At 60.0% G+C, this 15,061-nt stretch carries 16 protein-coding genes and 1 pseudogene; 3 read left to right on the top strand and 14 right to left on the bottom strand.

Annotation, left to right across the window (positions count from 1 at the left end; translation table 11 throughout):
• Nucleotides 1-126: 126 nt before the first annotated feature.
• The 7 genes from KUIN1_RS12155 to KUIN1_RS12185 are packed head-to-tail and all read right to left on the bottom strand — an operon-like array spanning nt 127 to nt 6,747.
• Nucleotides 127-1,179 (bottom strand): ABC transporter substrate-binding protein, encoded by a 1,053-nt coding sequence (locus tag KUIN1_RS12155; RefSeq protein WP_111522747.1) that lies wholly within the window; start codon nt 1,177-1,179, stop codon nt 127-129.
• Nucleotides 1,176-2,360, bottom strand: coding sequence for an NAD(P)/FAD-dependent oxidoreductase (locus tag KUIN1_RS12160; protein WP_152091998.1), 1,185 nt, complete (start codon nt 2,358-2,360; stop codon nt 1,176-1,178). The genes KUIN1_RS12155 and KUIN1_RS12160 overlap by 4 nt, the downstream gene beginning before the upstream one ends.
• Nucleotides 2,357-3,748, bottom strand: coding sequence for an FAD/NAD(P)-dependent oxidoreductase (locus tag KUIN1_RS12165; RefSeq protein ID WP_103378929.1), 1,392 nt, complete (start codon nt 3,746-3,748; stop codon nt 2,357-2,359). Before KUIN1_RS12165 ends, KUIN1_RS12160 begins: the two co-directional genes overlap by 4 nt.
• A complete protein-coding gene (locus KUIN1_RS12170) occupies nt 3,745-4,035 on the bottom strand; it encodes a (2Fe-2S)-binding protein (RefSeq protein ID WP_003407557.1) in 291 nt (96 codons plus the stop codon). Before KUIN1_RS12170 ends, KUIN1_RS12165 begins: the two co-directional genes overlap by 4 nt.
• A 16-nt stretch (nt 4,036-4,051) precedes the next feature.
• On the bottom strand, nt 4,052-4,846 hold the full coding sequence (locus KUIN1_RS12175) for an ABC transporter permease (RefSeq protein WP_003348289.1): 795 nt from the start codon (nt 4,844-4,846) through the stop codon (nt 4,052-4,054).
• A gap of 3 nt (nt 4,847-4,849) precedes the next feature.
• Nucleotides 4,850-5,722, bottom strand: coding sequence for an ABC transporter permease (locus KUIN1_RS12180; RefSeq protein WP_011267600.1), 873 nt, complete (start codon nt 5,720-5,722; stop codon nt 4,850-4,852).
• Nucleotides 5,719-6,747 carry an ABC transporter ATP-binding protein gene (locus KUIN1_RS12185; RefSeq protein ID WP_011267601.1) on the bottom strand — a complete coding sequence of 343 codons (1,029 nt, stop codon included), beginning with the start codon at nt 6,745-6,747 and terminating at the stop codon, nt 5,719-5,721. Before KUIN1_RS12185 ends, KUIN1_RS12180 begins: the two co-directional genes overlap by 4 nt.
• A 241-nt stretch (nt 6,748-6,988) precedes the next feature.
• Here KUIN1_RS12185 and KUIN1_RS12190 point away from each other — a divergent pair, with 241 nt between their 5' ends.
• Nucleotides 6,989-7,828 (top strand): IclR family transcriptional regulator, encoded by an 840-nt coding sequence (locus KUIN1_RS12190; protein ID WP_003407563.1) that lies wholly within the window; start codon nt 6,989-6,991, stop codon nt 7,826-7,828.
• 45 nt (nt 7,829-7,873) lie between these two features.
• On the opposite strand, the gene KUIN1_RS12195 is transcribed toward KUIN1_RS12190, so the two are convergent.
• From KUIN1_RS12195 to KUIN1_RS12215, 5 genes are all read right to left on the bottom strand, one after another.
• Nucleotides 7,874-8,836: a class I SAM-dependent methyltransferase gene (locus KUIN1_RS12195; protein ID WP_104653094.1), complete on the bottom strand. Its 963-nt coding sequence runs from the start codon at nt 8,834-8,836 to the stop codon at nt 7,874-7,876.
• Between the two features lie 65 nt (nt 8,837-8,901).
• Nucleotides 8,902-9,606: a YoaK family protein gene (locus tag KUIN1_RS12200; protein WP_104653093.1), complete on the bottom strand. Its 705-nt coding sequence runs from the start codon at nt 9,604-9,606 to the stop codon at nt 8,902-8,904.
• A gap of 44 nt (nt 9,607-9,650) precedes the next feature.
• Entirely contained in the window at nt 9,651-9,878 is a 228-nt protein-coding gene (locus KUIN1_RS12205; protein WP_003317903.1) for a hypothetical protein, read from the bottom strand.
• A 129-nt stretch (nt 9,879-10,007) separates the two neighbouring features.
• Nucleotides 10,008-10,349: an FKBP-type peptidyl-prolyl cis-trans isomerase gene (locus tag KUIN1_RS12210; protein ID WP_162496673.1), complete on the bottom strand. Its 342-nt coding sequence runs from the start codon at nt 10,347-10,349 to the stop codon at nt 10,008-10,010.
• A gap of 152 nt (nt 10,350-10,501) precedes the next feature.
• Entirely contained in the window at nt 10,502-10,783 is a 282-nt protein-coding gene (locus KUIN1_RS12215) for a hypothetical protein (RefSeq protein WP_002553776.1), read from the bottom strand.
• 646 nt (nt 10,784-11,429) lie between these two features.
• On the opposite strand from KUIN1_RS12215, the gene KUIN1_RS12220 reads away from it, so the two are divergent.
• The gene (locus KUIN1_RS12220) at nt 11,430-12,998 is read left to right on the top strand and encodes a TerC family protein (protein WP_004417974.1); all 1,569 of its coding nucleotides are present in this window, start codon (nt 11,430-11,432) and stop codon (nt 12,996-12,998) included.
• 70 nt (nt 12,999-13,068) lie between these two features.
• Here KUIN1_RS12220 and KUIN1_RS12225 read toward each other — a convergent pair whose 3' ends face one another.
• Nucleotides 13,069-13,644: a GNAT family N-acetyltransferase gene (locus tag KUIN1_RS12225; RefSeq protein ID WP_024651501.1), complete on the bottom strand. Its 576-nt coding sequence runs from the start codon at nt 13,642-13,644 to the stop codon at nt 13,069-13,071.
• Nucleotides 13,645-13,700: 56 nt separating this feature from the next.
• Nucleotides 13,701-13,940: pseudogene (locus tag KUIN1_RS12230) on the bottom strand (permease); the annotation flags it as partial.
• Between the two features lie 759 nt (nt 13,941-14,699).
• On the opposite strand from KUIN1_RS12230, the gene gapS6a reads away from it, so the two are divergent.
• Nucleotides 14,700-15,041 (top strand): GapS6a family protein, encoded by a 342-nt coding sequence (gene gapS6a / locus KUIN1_RS12235; protein ID WP_103713375.1) that lies wholly within the window; start codon nt 14,700-14,702, stop codon nt 15,039-15,041.
• The last annotated feature ends 20 nt before the right edge of the window (nt 15,042-15,061 follow it).

Here is a 15,061-nt window from a genome sequence, read left to right on the forward strand (position 1 = left end):
GCGCCCGAAGAAGAGGGCGTAACGGTGGGACTCCCGTGCACGGTAATAAGTTGAAATAATTTGCCGGATGGCAATCAGCGTGCGTCTTTTACGCACGGCGATGCCTTTCGGTGCCGCCGCCGAGGCCTAGCGCTCGATACTGCGGCTCCAGCGTGCGTTCCACTCGGGACGGATCTGATTGACCTGATCCCAGTCGATGGTCACCGCCGTTTCCAGATACTTCTCCATGGCCTCGACCTGACTGCGTGTCTTGTCAGTGGTCGGGGTTTTCGGGTTCGACGGGATCTGGTCACCGAACTCCAGCGCAGGCGCCTGTGCTTCCGGCGTCAGCAGATAAGCGGCCAGCTTCTGCGCCAGCTCCGGCTGGTTGTTGTTGGCTATCGCGCATTCAGCCACGTTCAACACCACGCCGCCTTCCTTGGGCGATGCGTATTCCACCGGTACGCCCTTGATCTTCAGCGCGGTGACCTGGGTCGGCGTCAGCGGGAACAGGGCGGCTTCGTCGGTCTGGACCATTTCCGAGATCTTCGCCGAGCTGGCGATGTATTCCAGCACGTTCGGGCCGATGGTTTTCGGCCAGGCCTTGAAGCCGGGTTCGACGTCTTTCTCGCTGCCGCCCTGGATACGGTTGAACATCAGAAAGCCATGCAGGCCGAAGGTCGAGGAGGCCAGTGACTGGAACACCACCTTGTCCTTGAAACGTTTGTCGGCAAGGTCCATCCACGAGGTGGGCGCGCTCCAGCCCTGTTCCTTGAACATCCGCGTGTTGTAGGCCAGGCCGGTCACACCCAGGCTGACGGCTGCTGCCTGTTCCTTGATTTTGGCCTTGGCAGGCAGGTCGGCCAGGCTGGCGCTGGGTTGCAGCGTGTCGCACAGGCCCATGGAGATGGCCCGGTACATGATGCCGTCGTCGAGAAAGATGACGTGCATCTGCGGGTTGTCCTTGCTCGCCTGAACCTTGGCGAGGATATCGGCCGACGTGCCAGGCACGATCACCACCTTGACGTTGTTGGCCTTCTCGAAAGCCGGCAGCACCTGATCGGCATACAGGCGCTCCATGGTCCCGCCGTTCATGCCCAGATACAGCGTGGTTTCGGCCAGCGCTGGCGTTGACAGGAGTGCGGCGGCCAGCGGCAGGCAGGACAGCCCGGCGAGGGCCAGACGTTTGGTGCTTTTCATATTGACGACCGTCCTCTGTGCAATGGGATGACGTTGGTAACAGGTTCGATAGCAGGGGGTTGCAGGACGATTTGCTGAAAGCGGCCGATGGAAAAGGCATCGAGCGAGATCCGTGAGGCGCCGTCGCAGACCCATTCGGCCAGCGCTTCACCCGCTGCCGGGCCGATCTGAAAGCCCGCCCCGGCAAAACCGAAGCCATGCAGCAGGCCAGGCCGGTTCAGGCTCGGGCCTAACACAGGCTCGCGATCCGGCAGATAGCCCTCGGTGCCGCTCCAGGTGCGGATCGCCTGGGCGCCGGCGAGTGGCGGATAGAGTTCGACGGCGTTGCGCAGGATATCCAGCACCGCCGCCTGTCCCGGTCTGGCGCGCGCCGGGTCGAGGGCAAAGCCTTGTCCGCCGCCCAGCACGCAATTGCCGCGTGCCACTTGCCGGGCATAAATGCCGCCGCCTTCGACACCGGTGCTGACGTCCATGAACATCGGCAGCGGTTCGGTCACCAGCATTGCCGGGTACCCTGAATACATCGGCACCGGTTCGTTGAATTGTGCGGCCAGCGCTGCGGCCCACGCCCCGGCGCAGTTGAGCAGCCAGGTGGCACGCAGTGTCAGGCCGCTGGTGGTGCTGACAACGAAAACGTTACCGTCGTGGCTGACGTCGCTGACCGGCGCCTGCTCGAACACTAGCGCGCCTGCCCGGCGTGCAGCGCGGGCGAAGGCCGGCGAGACCAGGCGTGGATTGGCGTGCCCGTCGTCGGCGCACAACGATGCACCGACAGCGACATCGCCTGCCCAGGGATAGCGCGCGCGCAGTTGATCGCGATCAAGCAACTGCAAATCCAGGCCGAATCCCTGGCTGGCTTCGGCGTAGGCGCGCAAGGCATTCATGTCCTGTTCGCTGCGCGCCAGTTTGAGGTGGCCCGAGCGCTGATACTCGCCGTCGATGCCGATCAGCTCGCGCAGGTTGCCCCAGATCTGGTGCGCCCGCTGCGACAAGGGCAACTGCGACAATGGACGACCCTGACGCCGCACGCCGCCGTAATTGACACCGCTGGAGTGCGACCCGCAAAAATCGCGTTCCAGCAAGGCGACCCGCTTGCCCTTCAGGGCCAGCGTCAAGGCTGCCGAGGCACCGACAATGCCGCCGCCGATGACAATTGCATCGGTTTCAATCAGTGTGCTCATGGTTGCGTCTCCACCGATTGCTTTTCCACGGGCTGCATCCCCAGACCAAAGGGCAGCGGCTTGATCGGCGCCTGGCCGCGCAGTCGGCCGACGTGCTCGACGGGCCGGCCGCTCTCGCGGGCGATGATCTCTGCCGCTGCCAGACCACACATCCGGCCCTGACAGCGACCCATACCGACCCGGCACATGGCCTTGACCCGATTGATCTCCCAATGACCGTCCTGCACGGCACTGCGAATCTCGCCGGCAGAGACTTCTTCGCAGCGGCACACCAGCGTGTCATCCGCTACCTTGGCGACCCAGTCCTCAGGGAACGGAAACGCGGTTTCCAGCCCGTGGCGGAAGCGTTCGATGCGTCGCAAGGCAGTTTTAAGCGTGTCGATACGTGCGGTGTCTGCGACCACACCGATGTCTTGCAGCAGCCCGAGCGCGGCCAGTTCGCCGGCCATTTCCGCAGCGTCTGCGCCCATGATTCCCGCGCCGTCGCCCGCCAGATAGATACCTGACACGCTGCTGCGTCCACAGTCATCGCGGGTCGGCAGCCACGCCCGGTTCAGCGCGCTCCAGGCGAATTCACAGCCCAGCAGGTCGGCCAGTTGCGTCTCGCTGCGCAGCGCATGGGCAAAAGCGACCGCGTCACAGGCCAGGTGGCCCGATTTGCTATTACGTTGCCATTGAATGCCATCTACACGTTTTTCCCCGTCGATGCGTGTCAGCTGCGCACCTTGATGCACCGGAATACCGTGTGCGCTCAGCCACGCGCGGTAATACATGCCTTTGGCCAGCGTTGCCGGTTGGCCCAGCAGCGCCGGCAACGCCTTGCATTGCGCCGAAAACGGCGCGCTGTCGAGCACCGCCAGCACCTTCGCGCCCGCCTTGGCGTACTGATAGGCGACCAGGTACAGCAACGGGCCAGTGCCACAAAACACCGCGCGCTGACCGATCGCGCAGCCCTGGTATTTGAGCGCGATCTGCGCTGCGCCGAGGCTGTACACGCCGGGCAGGGTCCAGCCGGGCACCGGCAGAATGCGATCCGTGGCACCGGTGGCGACAATCAGGTGGCTGAAGTCGAGGGTGGCGGCGGTACCGTTTTGCAGGGTATCGAGTTGATGGTCTTCGGCGTTCCAGACCAGCGTCTGCGGCCGGTAGTCGATCTGCGCTGCCAGCGTGTCGAGTGCGTTGTGCACCGCGACTGCCTTGGCGCTTTCAAAGCCGTAGAGCGCCTTGGCCGAGCGCTGAAAGTTGTCCGGCTGGCGACGGTAGACCTGGCCGCCGCCGCGCAGCCCTTCATCGATCAGGCAGGCCTTGATGCCGTGGGCCAGTAGCGTCTGGGCGGCACGAATGCCGGCCGGTCCTGCGCCAACAATGGCAATGGCCTGACCGCTCATACGCAACGCCCCGGTTCACGAATCACCGCCTGACCGGCCTCCAGCAGTGTTGAACAGGCACGCACGCGCTGACCGTCACCCAGCCTTACCCAGCAGTCCTGACAGGCGCCCATCATGCAGAAACCGGCGCGAGGTTCGGCACTGAAATCACTGCCGCGCAAGTGTTCGCTGGCGGTCAGTACCGCGGTCAGCAAGGTGTCGCCCAACAAACCGCTGGCCGGTTGGCCGTCAAGGGTAAAGGGCAGAACCGGGCGGTCATGTTCGGTCAGTCGTTTCAGCAATGCCATAACGTCAAAGCTCCGGTTAGTGTTTGCCGACCAGCACGCGATCCAGCCCATAGACCCTGTCGAGCAGGATCATGGTGGCGGCGGTGAGGGCGATGACCAGTGCCGATACGGCGGCCATCATCGGGTCGATGGATTCGGTGGCGTAGACATACATGCGCACCGGCAGGGTCTGGGTCGCGGGCGAGGTGACGAAGATCGACAGCGTGACTTCATCGAAGCTGTTGATGAACGCCAGTAACCAGCCGCCTGCCACGCCGGGCAGGATCATTGGCAGGGTGATCTGCCGAAACAGCGTGAAACGATCGGCCCCCAGTGACTCGGCGGCGTGCTCGGCGCTGCGGTCGATGCCAATTGCCGCTGCCAGTACCAGGCGCAGTACGTAAGGCGTGATGACCAGCACATGGGCAAAGATCAGCCAGGTGAAGCTGCCGTTCACGCCCATCAGCGCAAACAGACGCAGCATCGCCACCCCCAGTACCAGGTGCGGAATGATGATCGGCGAGAGAAACAGTGCGTTGAAAAAATTGCGGCCCGGGAATGTATGGCGAGTGATTGCCAGAGCGGCGGGCACTGCGATCAGGGTGGCCAGCGTCGCCGATACGAACGCCAGGATCAGGCTGTTGTAGAACGAATCGATAAAGTCGGCGCGCTCGAAGACGGCCTTGAACCAGCGCAGCGAGAAGTGGGTGGTGGGCAGGCTCAAGGTGTTTTCCGGGGTGAACGCCACCAGGCACACCACCACCAGCGGAGCCATCATGAAAATCACCACCAGCGCATGAAACGAGAGGGCCAACGGACCGTTCTTGGACATGGATCATTCCCCCAGAGTTTTTTTGTAACGGCCTTCGATCATGCGGTTCCAGGACAGCATGACCAGCAGGTTGACCAACAGCAGCGCCACGGCAAGGGTCGCGCCCATCGGCCAGTTCAACTCCGAGAGGTACTGGTCGTAGATCACCGTGGCGACCATCTTCAGACGTCGTCCGCCGAGCAGGCCGGGAATGGCGAACGAACTGGCGGCCAGGCCGAACACGATCAGCGAGCCGGACAGCACGCCGGGCATGACCTGCGGCAGCACGATCAGGCGCATGACTTTCGCCTGGCTGGCGCCCAGCGACAGCGCGGCCTGCTCGGCGGTGGGGTCGAGCTTTTGCAGCGAGGTCCAGACCGGAATGATCATGAACGGCAACATGACGTGGACCAGCGCAATGACCACGGCAAACGGGGTGTACAGCAGTTTCACCGGGCGTCCGCCCATGAACTGGATGACCTGATTTATCAGACCGTCCGCGCCCAGCAGCAGGCTCCAGCCGAACGCCCGGACCACCACCGAGATCAGCAGCGGCGTGAGAATCAGGATCAGGAAGATCGAGCGCCACGGCGTGCCCATGCGGCTGAGAATGTAGGCTTCGGGGACGCCGATCAGCACGCACAGCAGGGTGACCAGCGCACTGATCCAGAAGGTGCGCAGGAAGATTTCATAGAAATACGAGTCGGTGACCACGGCCACATAGTTGGCCAGCGTGTAGCTGTCGCTTTTCACCCCGACCTGATAGTCGAACACGTTGAACGACAGCACCAGGGTCAGACCCAGCGGCAGCACCAGCAAGCCGATATACAACGCCAGCGCCGGAGCTGACAGCCAATAGCCGCGGCCGCCCTGACGCATTTCGCTCAGCAGGCTCATGCGCGCACCTCGTCGGCATCCAGCACGCGCAGCAACTCGTCGGGCCAGTCCATGTCGACCGCCGCGCCTTGTTCCAGCGGCGCCTGGCCGTCGTTGCGACGTACTACCGTCACTTCGCCAATGCCGGTCTCAATCCGATACAGCCACTGGCTGCCGAGAAAATAACGCGTGACGATGCGCCCGGACAGCCGTCCGCAGCCAGGCGCCACCAGATCGATCTTCTCGGGACGCAGGCTGAGGGTCAGGCTGCCATCGCCGGGCACCTGACGAATCTGCGGAATGCCGCTGCTGTCCAGATCACCCTGCAACATGTTGGCCTTGCCGACAAAACCCGAGATGAAGCGTGTGCGCGGGTGTTCGTAGAGCTTGTATGGCTCGTCGATCTGGGTGATACGACCGGCCTGCATCACCACCACCCGATCGCTGATCGACAGGGCTTCGGCCTGATCATGGGTGACCATCAGCGTGGTAATGCCGACTTCGTTCTGAATGCGGCGGATCTCGAACTGCATCTCTTCGCGCAGGTTGGCGTCCAGGTTGGACAGCGGCTCGTCGAGCAGCAGCACTGGCGGCTCGATTACCAGTGCGCGGGCCAATGCGACCCGCTGGCGCTGACCACCGGACAGCTCGCGCGGGTAGCGCTCGGCATGCTGACCGAGGCGCACCAGCTCCAGCACCCGTTTGACACGCGGGTGCAACTCGGCGGCAGCCACCTTGCGCATCCGCAGGCCAAATGCAACGTTGTCGGCCACGGTCATGTGCGGAAACAGCGCATAGCTTTGAAACACTACGCCGAGGCCTCGGCTGCTGGGTTTGGCGTGGGTGATGTCGCGCCCGTCGAGCACAATGCGCCCGTCACTGACTTCAACGAAACCGGCGATCATTTGCAGGGTGGTGGTTTTGCCGCAGCCGGAAGGGCCGAGCAGTGAAACGAATTCGCCCTTGTCGACGGCCAGGTTGGTGGCAACCACCGCGTCAATGGAGCCGTAGCGTTTGGAGAGACCTTCGAGCTGCAGAAATGCCATGCCTGCTTCCACCTTTGTGCATGCGCGCCGAAGCACGCGTTTGTCATGGGCAGATGCGAAATGAAGTCATGCAGTTCTGTGGACGTTGGCGCTCGCTCTGCGTCGGCTACCGATGATTGTTCAAATCGCCCCTGTGGACTGAGAGTAGGGCGAAGGCTAGGATGGGCTCAACAAGGAATTTCACTGAATAACATCTTTCTTTGAATTAATTCTTTTGGTGGAAATATAAAGAGATATTGTCATGGATAATTCCACTGATCGGAATAACGTGAAGGCCGAGGTCGGAGTGGGAGCCGTTTCCCGGCTGTTCGCGGTACTGCGCTGTCTGGGCGATTGTGATGAAGGCGGTGAGCGGGTCACGCAACTCGCCCAGCGTGTCGGGCTGTCGCAACCCACCACACACCGCTTGCTGCGTAGCCTGATGGAGGAGGGCATGGTCGAGCAGGATCTGCTCAGCAAACGTTATCGGTTGAGCATCGAGTTCTTCGCCCTGGCCGCCAAGGCGGGTAATACCGGCAACCTGCGTGACGTGGTGCGCCCAAGCCTTTTGCGCCTGTCCGCCTCACTGGGTGACTCGCTGTTTCTGCTGGCACGCAGCGGTTTCGACGCGATCTGCCTGGACCGCAGCGAAGGCCCGTACCCGATACGCACGTTCACCGGCGACATCGGCGGCCGTGTTGCCTTGGGCGTCGGGCAGGGCAGTCTGGCGATTCTCGCGTTTCTGCCCGAGGACGAGCGGGAAACGGTCATTGCCTACAACCTGCCACGGCTCAAGGATTTTCACCTGTACGACGAGGTGTTTCTGCGTTCGGAGGTGGAAAACGTGCGGCGCCTGGGCTACGCCGGGCGCAACACCGGTGCGCTTCCGGGCATGGCCGGGCTGGCAGTGCCGATCCTGGACCGCAGCGGTCGTGCGGTGGCTGCGCTCAGTGTGGCGACCATCTCCGACCGGCTGGGGCCGGATCGCCTGATGACCGTGGTCGAACTGCTCAAGCGCGAAGCCACGGCCATCAGTGCCAGAATCAACCCGTTCGACCCGTCGTTGCGGCGGCCCAGCCAGGTGTTCGGGCAGGTTGATTAGGCAGGATGCCTGTTCAGCTTCGAAGCGGCTGTCGGTCTTCTTTCGTTACGCCCATCCGCTGCGGCTCAGGCCTTCTGCCTTGAACACCAGCGCCTTCAAGCCGCCCTCGGCGCGAGCGTCGGGGAACTCTGGCGGGTTTTCCAGGCGCTGCTCGAAGCGCAGGCAAGGTGCTTCGACTGCGGTGTGCTGAATCAGAAAATCCGGTCCCAGCGCGGGATCGTTCATGCACGCCAGCACCGAACCGTTCTCGTCCAGCAACTCCGGCAGGCGGCGCAGGACACGCTGGTAGTCCTTGTCGAGCATGAAACTGCCTTTCTGGAAGGACGGCGGGTCAATGATGATCAGGTCATAAGGGCCGCAGCGGGTGACCTTGGCCCAGGATTTGAACAGGTCATGGCCCAGAAAGGTCACGCGGCTGAGGTCCTGATCATTGAGGCGATGATTCTCGCGGCCGCGATTCAACGCAGCACGGGCCATGTCCAGATTCACGACGTGGTCGGCACCCCCGGCCAGGGCGGCGACCGAGAAGCCGCAGGTGTAGGCGAACAGATTGAGGATGCGCTTGCCCTTGGCCTGAGCCTGCACCCATTCACGGCCGTAGCGCATGTCCAGAAACAGCCCGCTGTTCTGCTTTTTGCCGAAATCGACTTTGTAGCGCAGGCCGTTTTCGGTGATGACCCATTCATCCACGACCTCGCCAGTCAGCCATTGCGTGGTGCTCTGCGGCAGATAACGATGTTGCAGCAGCAGGGTGTGAGCCTGGCTCTGCTGCCACTGGGGTGTGTCGATCAACGCGTGCAACAGTTGCTTCAATGCTGCCAGCTCGGATTCGAGAGGCTCCTTGAACACCGAGACCAGCACCACGCCCTGCATCCAGTCGACGGTGATGTGCTCCAGCCCCGGCCATACACGACCACGGCCGTGAAACAGGCGGCGGGTTTCATTCGGAACGTTGTTCAACGCGTCGATCAGGTGCTGGTGCAGAATCGCGAGTGCTTCAGGGGTCATGGCGCAGGTCAGTCAGGAAAAGCGGCGTATGGTAAACGTATTTCAGCAGATGGGCATCGCAGGGTTCAGCGTGGCATGTACTGACGTTGCCAGCGGTGCGGGATTTTCAGCGAAACCAGCCCCAGCAATGCCGACAGGCTGCCGCTGATCAGCAGGGCGTTGAGCCCCAGGCGATGCTCGAGTAGCGCGCCTATCACCGCTCCGATGAACATGCCCACCCAGGGGACCAGTTGCACGCGCCAGCCGTCCCGGCGTTCCCCGAGCATCCAGCGACCCAGGCCACGACCGAACCGCGACAGCGCGCCGGTTACATAAGTCAGGCCGACCGGCAGCCCGTTGACCTGCTCGACGGCGGCGTTGAGCATGCCCATGGCCAGAATCGCCCAGATCAGTGCGAGCATATTGCTTTCCAGTGGCCATGCGGCAGCGGCACACAGCAGCGTGGCGATGCCCAGCAGCAGGGGCAGGGCGCGCCGCCCGCCAAGGCGCGCAACCACCACGCCCAGCGCGTTGCCGGCAATGAAAACAAGGATTGCAAGGGTCAGACGCACCGTCACGCTCAGGTCGCCATCACTGATCGCGACGGCAAGCCGGGTGGTGTTGCCACTCATGAACGAAACGAAGTCGCCGGTGGCCATGAAGCCGATGGCATCGGTCATGCCGGCCAGAACCGACAGGCTCGCAACCAGCCCCATACCGACCCGGCCACGCCATTTCTGCATGCTCAGGTGCCTGGGGCTGACGCTGGAAGTGGCGGGCTGTGGCAGCATCGAAGGCCCTCTGGAGCGAAGAACGCGCGTCTGAACGCAGCGATTTACAGCGGCTTGGCGCGCACGATTCGCTTGGCCTTGACCTCATCAGCATAGGCTTTGAGCTGGTCGGCATCGCTGTAAAGACGGTTGACCATCTGCAGCACTGCGGTGACATCCACATCGTTCATCTGTGAGGCGAGTTTGAGAATTTCTTCCGCCGTGTTTTCCAGGTTGGTTGCTGTCCCTTTCAGGTGTCGCTTCAGCTCCTGAGTCGACTTATTGAGCGCCATACGTGTTCCTGTGCCAAGACCTTGAATTCCATACCCGGAGCATGGCTTTTTCTGCGATAACAAGCAATCAGGCGTGTGCCTGTGTGTCAGGGTATCGGCCGATGCAGGCTGATCTGCAAGGCAAGCTGATCAATCGTCGCGGGTCAGCACTTCCAGCAGTTCTATTTCGAACGTCAGGTCGGCACCGGGCTTGATGTGCGCGCCCATGCTTCTGTCGCCGTAGGCCAGGTGGGCAGGGACGAACAATTGACGCTTGCCGCCGACTTTCATACCCATCAGGCCCTGGTCCCAGCCCTTGATGACGCGACCGGTGCCGATCACACACTGAAACGCCTTGCCACGCTCGTGGGAGGAATCGAACACAGTCCCGTCTTCAAGAGTTCCGGTGTAATGCGTGGTGATCAGCGCACCCTTTACCGCTGCCTTGCCCTCGCCGATATGCAGATCGGTAATCTGTAATTCTTTGCTCATTGCGATGCTTCCGGTTGCTGCGCGCTCTGTCATTGGCGCAAGCGGGCTTTCTCGCAGAAAAGCCGCTTCATGACAAGCCGCCTCATGACAAACCGGTGAAACGAAAACGGGGGAAGCTTTCGCTTCCCCCGTTGGGTCGAATCCAGTGCCTCTCAGAGATTCTGCGAGCTGACCACCATGGCCTGCGCGATGTTCTCTTTCTGCTCCTGAGTGAAGCCGTCCCAGATATTGGTCTTGGCGTAGTAACCCAGGCCAGCCAGGCAATAAAGGCTGAGGGTCAGAACGATGACGATCGAAACGAAGGTCCAGCGGCCTTCGTCATCGTTTTCGCGTGTGAAGCTGCGCGAATAGTTGTCCTCTGCGCTGCGGAAGAACAGCGCGGACGACAGACGCTTGAGCCACTGGAACAAATGAACAACAACGATGCGCAGCATGGGTAAATCACCTCAAAGGTCAAGAAAACGGGTTGCCCTGATGCCGTCGAGGACATCGGATGCAAAAGCTGAAAACGAAAAAAGCCCGTCTATGACGGGCTTTCTTTTTATGATTCTGTTCAGGCGAGCAGTGAAGGGCGATGTGAAACGGATCGCGAGAAGCACTGCGCATGCCTGACGTTATGGAAACATTTTAAAACAAATGGATTGGCGCATCTACCCGCGCCATTCTGTTGTCAGACAACTGGTAGTGCCTGGAGGTGTGACAAAACGTCGCCCCGTGCTCATTTGCTGCTCAGCAAGCAGCATGCTCCGTGGTCAAGTCTTGTAATACTTTCTCAACGTACGAAACATCTATGGGTATTGTACGATCAGCGCCCGTATTGATTTTCAGGACTGTATGAATACCCTCCAGGAGCCTCCGAGTTGTCCTCGTTCCATCGCGTATGGCTGGCCGGTGATTTCACTGTTACCGAGCAGACCGCTTCATTCGAACGTCTCTCTACTTAACCTCTTGCACTGTATGGATTCCGGCAGACCTTCGCGTCCTGACGCTGCAACGCCATGCCTGATGTTCAGCCATGGTGTCTGGTCTACAGTGACCAATAACCACTCCTGCCATTTTTATCGTGAGGCTGCATAACCCATGGAATGGATCGCTGATCCCACGGCATGGCTTGGCCTGCTGACCCTTATCGTGCTGGAACTGGTGCTGGGCATCGACAACCTGGTGTTCATCGCCATCCTGGCCGACAAACTGCCCCCTGAACAACGCGACAAGGCGCGCGTCATCGGCCTGTCGCTGGCGTTGATCATGCGCCTTGGCCTGCTGGCGAGCATCTCGTGGATGGTGACCCTGACCGAGCCGTTGTTCGAGGTGTTCGGCAAGACGTTCTCCGGTCGCGACCTGATCATGCTGTTTGGTGGTGTGTTCCTGCTGTTCAAGGCCACCATGGAACTGCACGAGCGGCTGGAAGGCCACGTCGCCCAGCGCGCCGGTAACGCGGGCTATGCGTTGTTCTGGCCCATCGTTGCGCAGATCGTCGTACTGGACGCCGTGTTCTCGCTGGATGCGGTGATTACCGCCGTCGGCATGGTCGAGCACCTGTCGGTGATGATGATCGCGGTGATCTTCTCCATCGGCCTGATGATGATTGCCAGCAAGCCGCTGACCAAATTCGTCAACAGCCGCCCGACGGTGATCATGCTGTGTCTGGGCTTCCTGATGATGATCGGTTTCAGCCTGACCGCCGAAGGCCTGGGCTTCCATATTCCCAAGGGCTATCTGTATGCGGCCATCGGCTTCTCGATCCTCATTGAGGTGTTCAACCAGATCGCCCGCAAGCGCAGCAAGAAGTCGGCCCATGGCCACCTGCCGCGCCGCGAGCGGGCAGCCCACGCGGTGATGCGCCTGCTGGGCGGTCGCAAGCTGGAGTCTGGTGACGTCGATGAGGAAATCACCGACATGCTGGATGGTGAAAGCAGCGAGCCGGTGTTCGACCGTCGTGAGCGTGTGATGATCAGCGGCGTACTGCAGCTGGCAGAGCGGCCGATTCGCACGGTGATGACGCCGAGGGCGGAAGTCGACTGTATCGACCTGAACGACAGCGCCGAAAAGATCCGTCTGAAACTGATGCACTCGTCCTACTCGCGTCTGCCGCTGATTGGCGAGCGCGGTATCGATGAGCCGCTGGGCTTCGTGCACAAGAAAGAGCTGTTCAAAGAGCTGTTGTCCGGCAACGAGCCCGACTTGAAACTGATGTCGCGCAAGGCCATCAACCTGCTGGAAAGCTTCACCATCCTCAATGCCCTGGAGCAGATGCGCAAGGAATCGACGCACATCGCCTTTGTGGTCAACGAGTTTGGTGACTTCATCGGCGTGTTGAGCATGACCGACATTCTCGAGTCCATCGCCGGTCAGTTGCCTGACGCCAGCGAAGTGGAAGGCCCGGACATCGTCGAGCAGGGCGAGGACTTCGTGGTATCGGGTGCCTTGAACCTGAGCCTGATTCGCGAGCGCACCGGCTTCCAGGCCAAGGCGACCGAGGATTATCAGACCCTGGCCGGACTGGTCATGAGCCTGCTGGATCGCCTGCCGTCTACCGGCGACAGCCTCAGCTGGCAGGGCTGGAACCTGCACGTCGTCGGTGTGGAAGAGCGCCGAGTGACTCGGGTATTGCTGCAGAAGCAGCCCGACATGGGGGCTGGCAAATAAGCACCGAGCTGTAATGCAAAACGGGGCCTGCTCATGCTGAGCAGGCCCCGTTTTCATGTGCGCGTCATGCTTATGTTCGACGCGGACGCGACACCACGGATTCGATATTCTTGCGGCCAATCAGCTTGGGCTGCGCAGGCTCTTTGGCCACCGGGTCATCAGCCAGCCACTTGAACATCACCAGACAATCCACCAGGCCCAATCGGGCATGACGATAAGCCTTGGGCAACCGCCCGACCGTCTCGAAACCCAGCTTGTTCCACAACCCGACCGCCACCTCATTGCTGGCGACCACCGAATTGAACTGCATCGCCAGGAACCCGCTGTCGCGCGCCAGTTGCTGCGAATGCTCGCACATCAACCGCGCCACACCGCGCCCTCGCGCCGCGTCCGTCACCATATAGCCACAGTTACACACATGATTGCCCGGGCCTGCCGCATTGGCCTTCAGGTAATAGCTGCCCAACAGCTGGCCATCTTCCTCGGCAATCAGCGTGTGCAGCGGCGCCTTCATCCACAGATCGCGAGCCTGCTCCTGAGTGAGGGCAGGGTCGTAGGCGTAGGTTTCCTGAGCGATGACGACAGCCTGAAAGGTGGGCCAGAAGCGCTCGAAATCTTCCGGTGTCATGGGGCGGATCTGGATCATGGTGAGGCCTTGGTGGGTGTGGCTTGAATTTCGGTGTGTACGTTAGCTTGGGTGTGCTACCACTTCCAGGCTTTTTCGGTGAACTCGGCCGTGGGCGGGAGCACGGTGTGGAGGAAATTCAGGTACTTGTTGAACAGTACCTGGTGCTGGAAGCGGGCCTCGAAGCCGACAGTGACGTCCGTGCGGTGCGTGATGATCATCAAGCGTTTGCGGTCGACCGTGACGAAGTTGTACTCGCCCCATGGCAGGCTTTGTTCGTGGTGGATGGGGTTTTCCCAGTTGAGTAGCTTGATCGCTGTTCCAGATCAAAACAGAAGCACTTGTTTTATCCAATCTATTCGGCCCAGTTGGAACTAACCCTATTGTCATTCCTATTCTAGTCGGAAGACGTTACCAGATACCTGCCAAAACCCCGAATGAGAAGCTTGTTATTTGTTGCTGTCGCGAGATACACGGACTCGGAAGTATAAAAATATGCATGTATTGGAACTGATATAGCTAATTAAACATAGAGATTCAGAAGTCGACGAGAAGCTTATTGCTGGAGGGGTGGGGTTTGTATCCTTGGCATTGATTTTCAATTTGCGTGCTTATTAAAAGTTTGATTTTGGTAGCGCGTTGCAAGTTGTTGGTGCATTTCGTCACGGTTTAGAAAATACGCAGTTTCTGTACGCTCTCGTTCATCAAGATTATTCTCAGAGATAGCGGTGTTTGTAAAAAGAATAGGAGATTTACGTGCAAAACTTTTCTTGTGGACCGTCACTACGTGAAAATGTCGAGTTCTCAAGCAAGTATAAAATTTTTGAGGAGGAAGGGCCATGCAGCTAGGCACCCATCAAGATATTGACGCTGGGCTATGTCATGAGGGCACGGTGTAGCGCTGGATAGCATTTTTTAGTCCTCAGCATTGCCCTACGTGAGTAGCTGACTCACTAAAAATATATTGCACTTATACTTACAGAAGTCCTCAAATTGGCGTACATTGGCATCTAGCCCGCTGAGTTAAAGGGCCTATACCCACCTAAAATCATGTCAGTTGAAGGAATACGAACGCTATGGACTTCATCACTACTAGCATTATTGCGAACTCGGCCTATGACGTCTTCAAAAATGGCCTCTCGCTCACAGCTCAGACAGTCAAAGAACGATTAGGTAACTGGATTAAAGACGACTTGCTGGCTGAGGCGGTAGCTGCTGAACTCGCCAAGCTCGAAGTGAATGATGAAATGAGCGAGTTGGCCATTAATCGACGCCTGGATGCATCACCGGTTTTTCAGGGAATGGTTCGTGACATCAATACGCAGGTAGCATTGGTCGCGCCATCTCAAATCAACTCTGTTAACCAAATCCACAGCGGCAGTGGTGATAATGTTGCTGGTAACAAAAACATCAGCTGAATTATATGGGGTAGCGTCAG

The sequence above is a fragment of the Pseudomonas sp. KUIN-1 genome (assembly GCF_009176725.1).
GTDB lineage: Bacteria > Pseudomonadota > Gammaproteobacteria > Pseudomonadales > Pseudomonadaceae > Aquipseudomonas > Aquipseudomonas fragariae.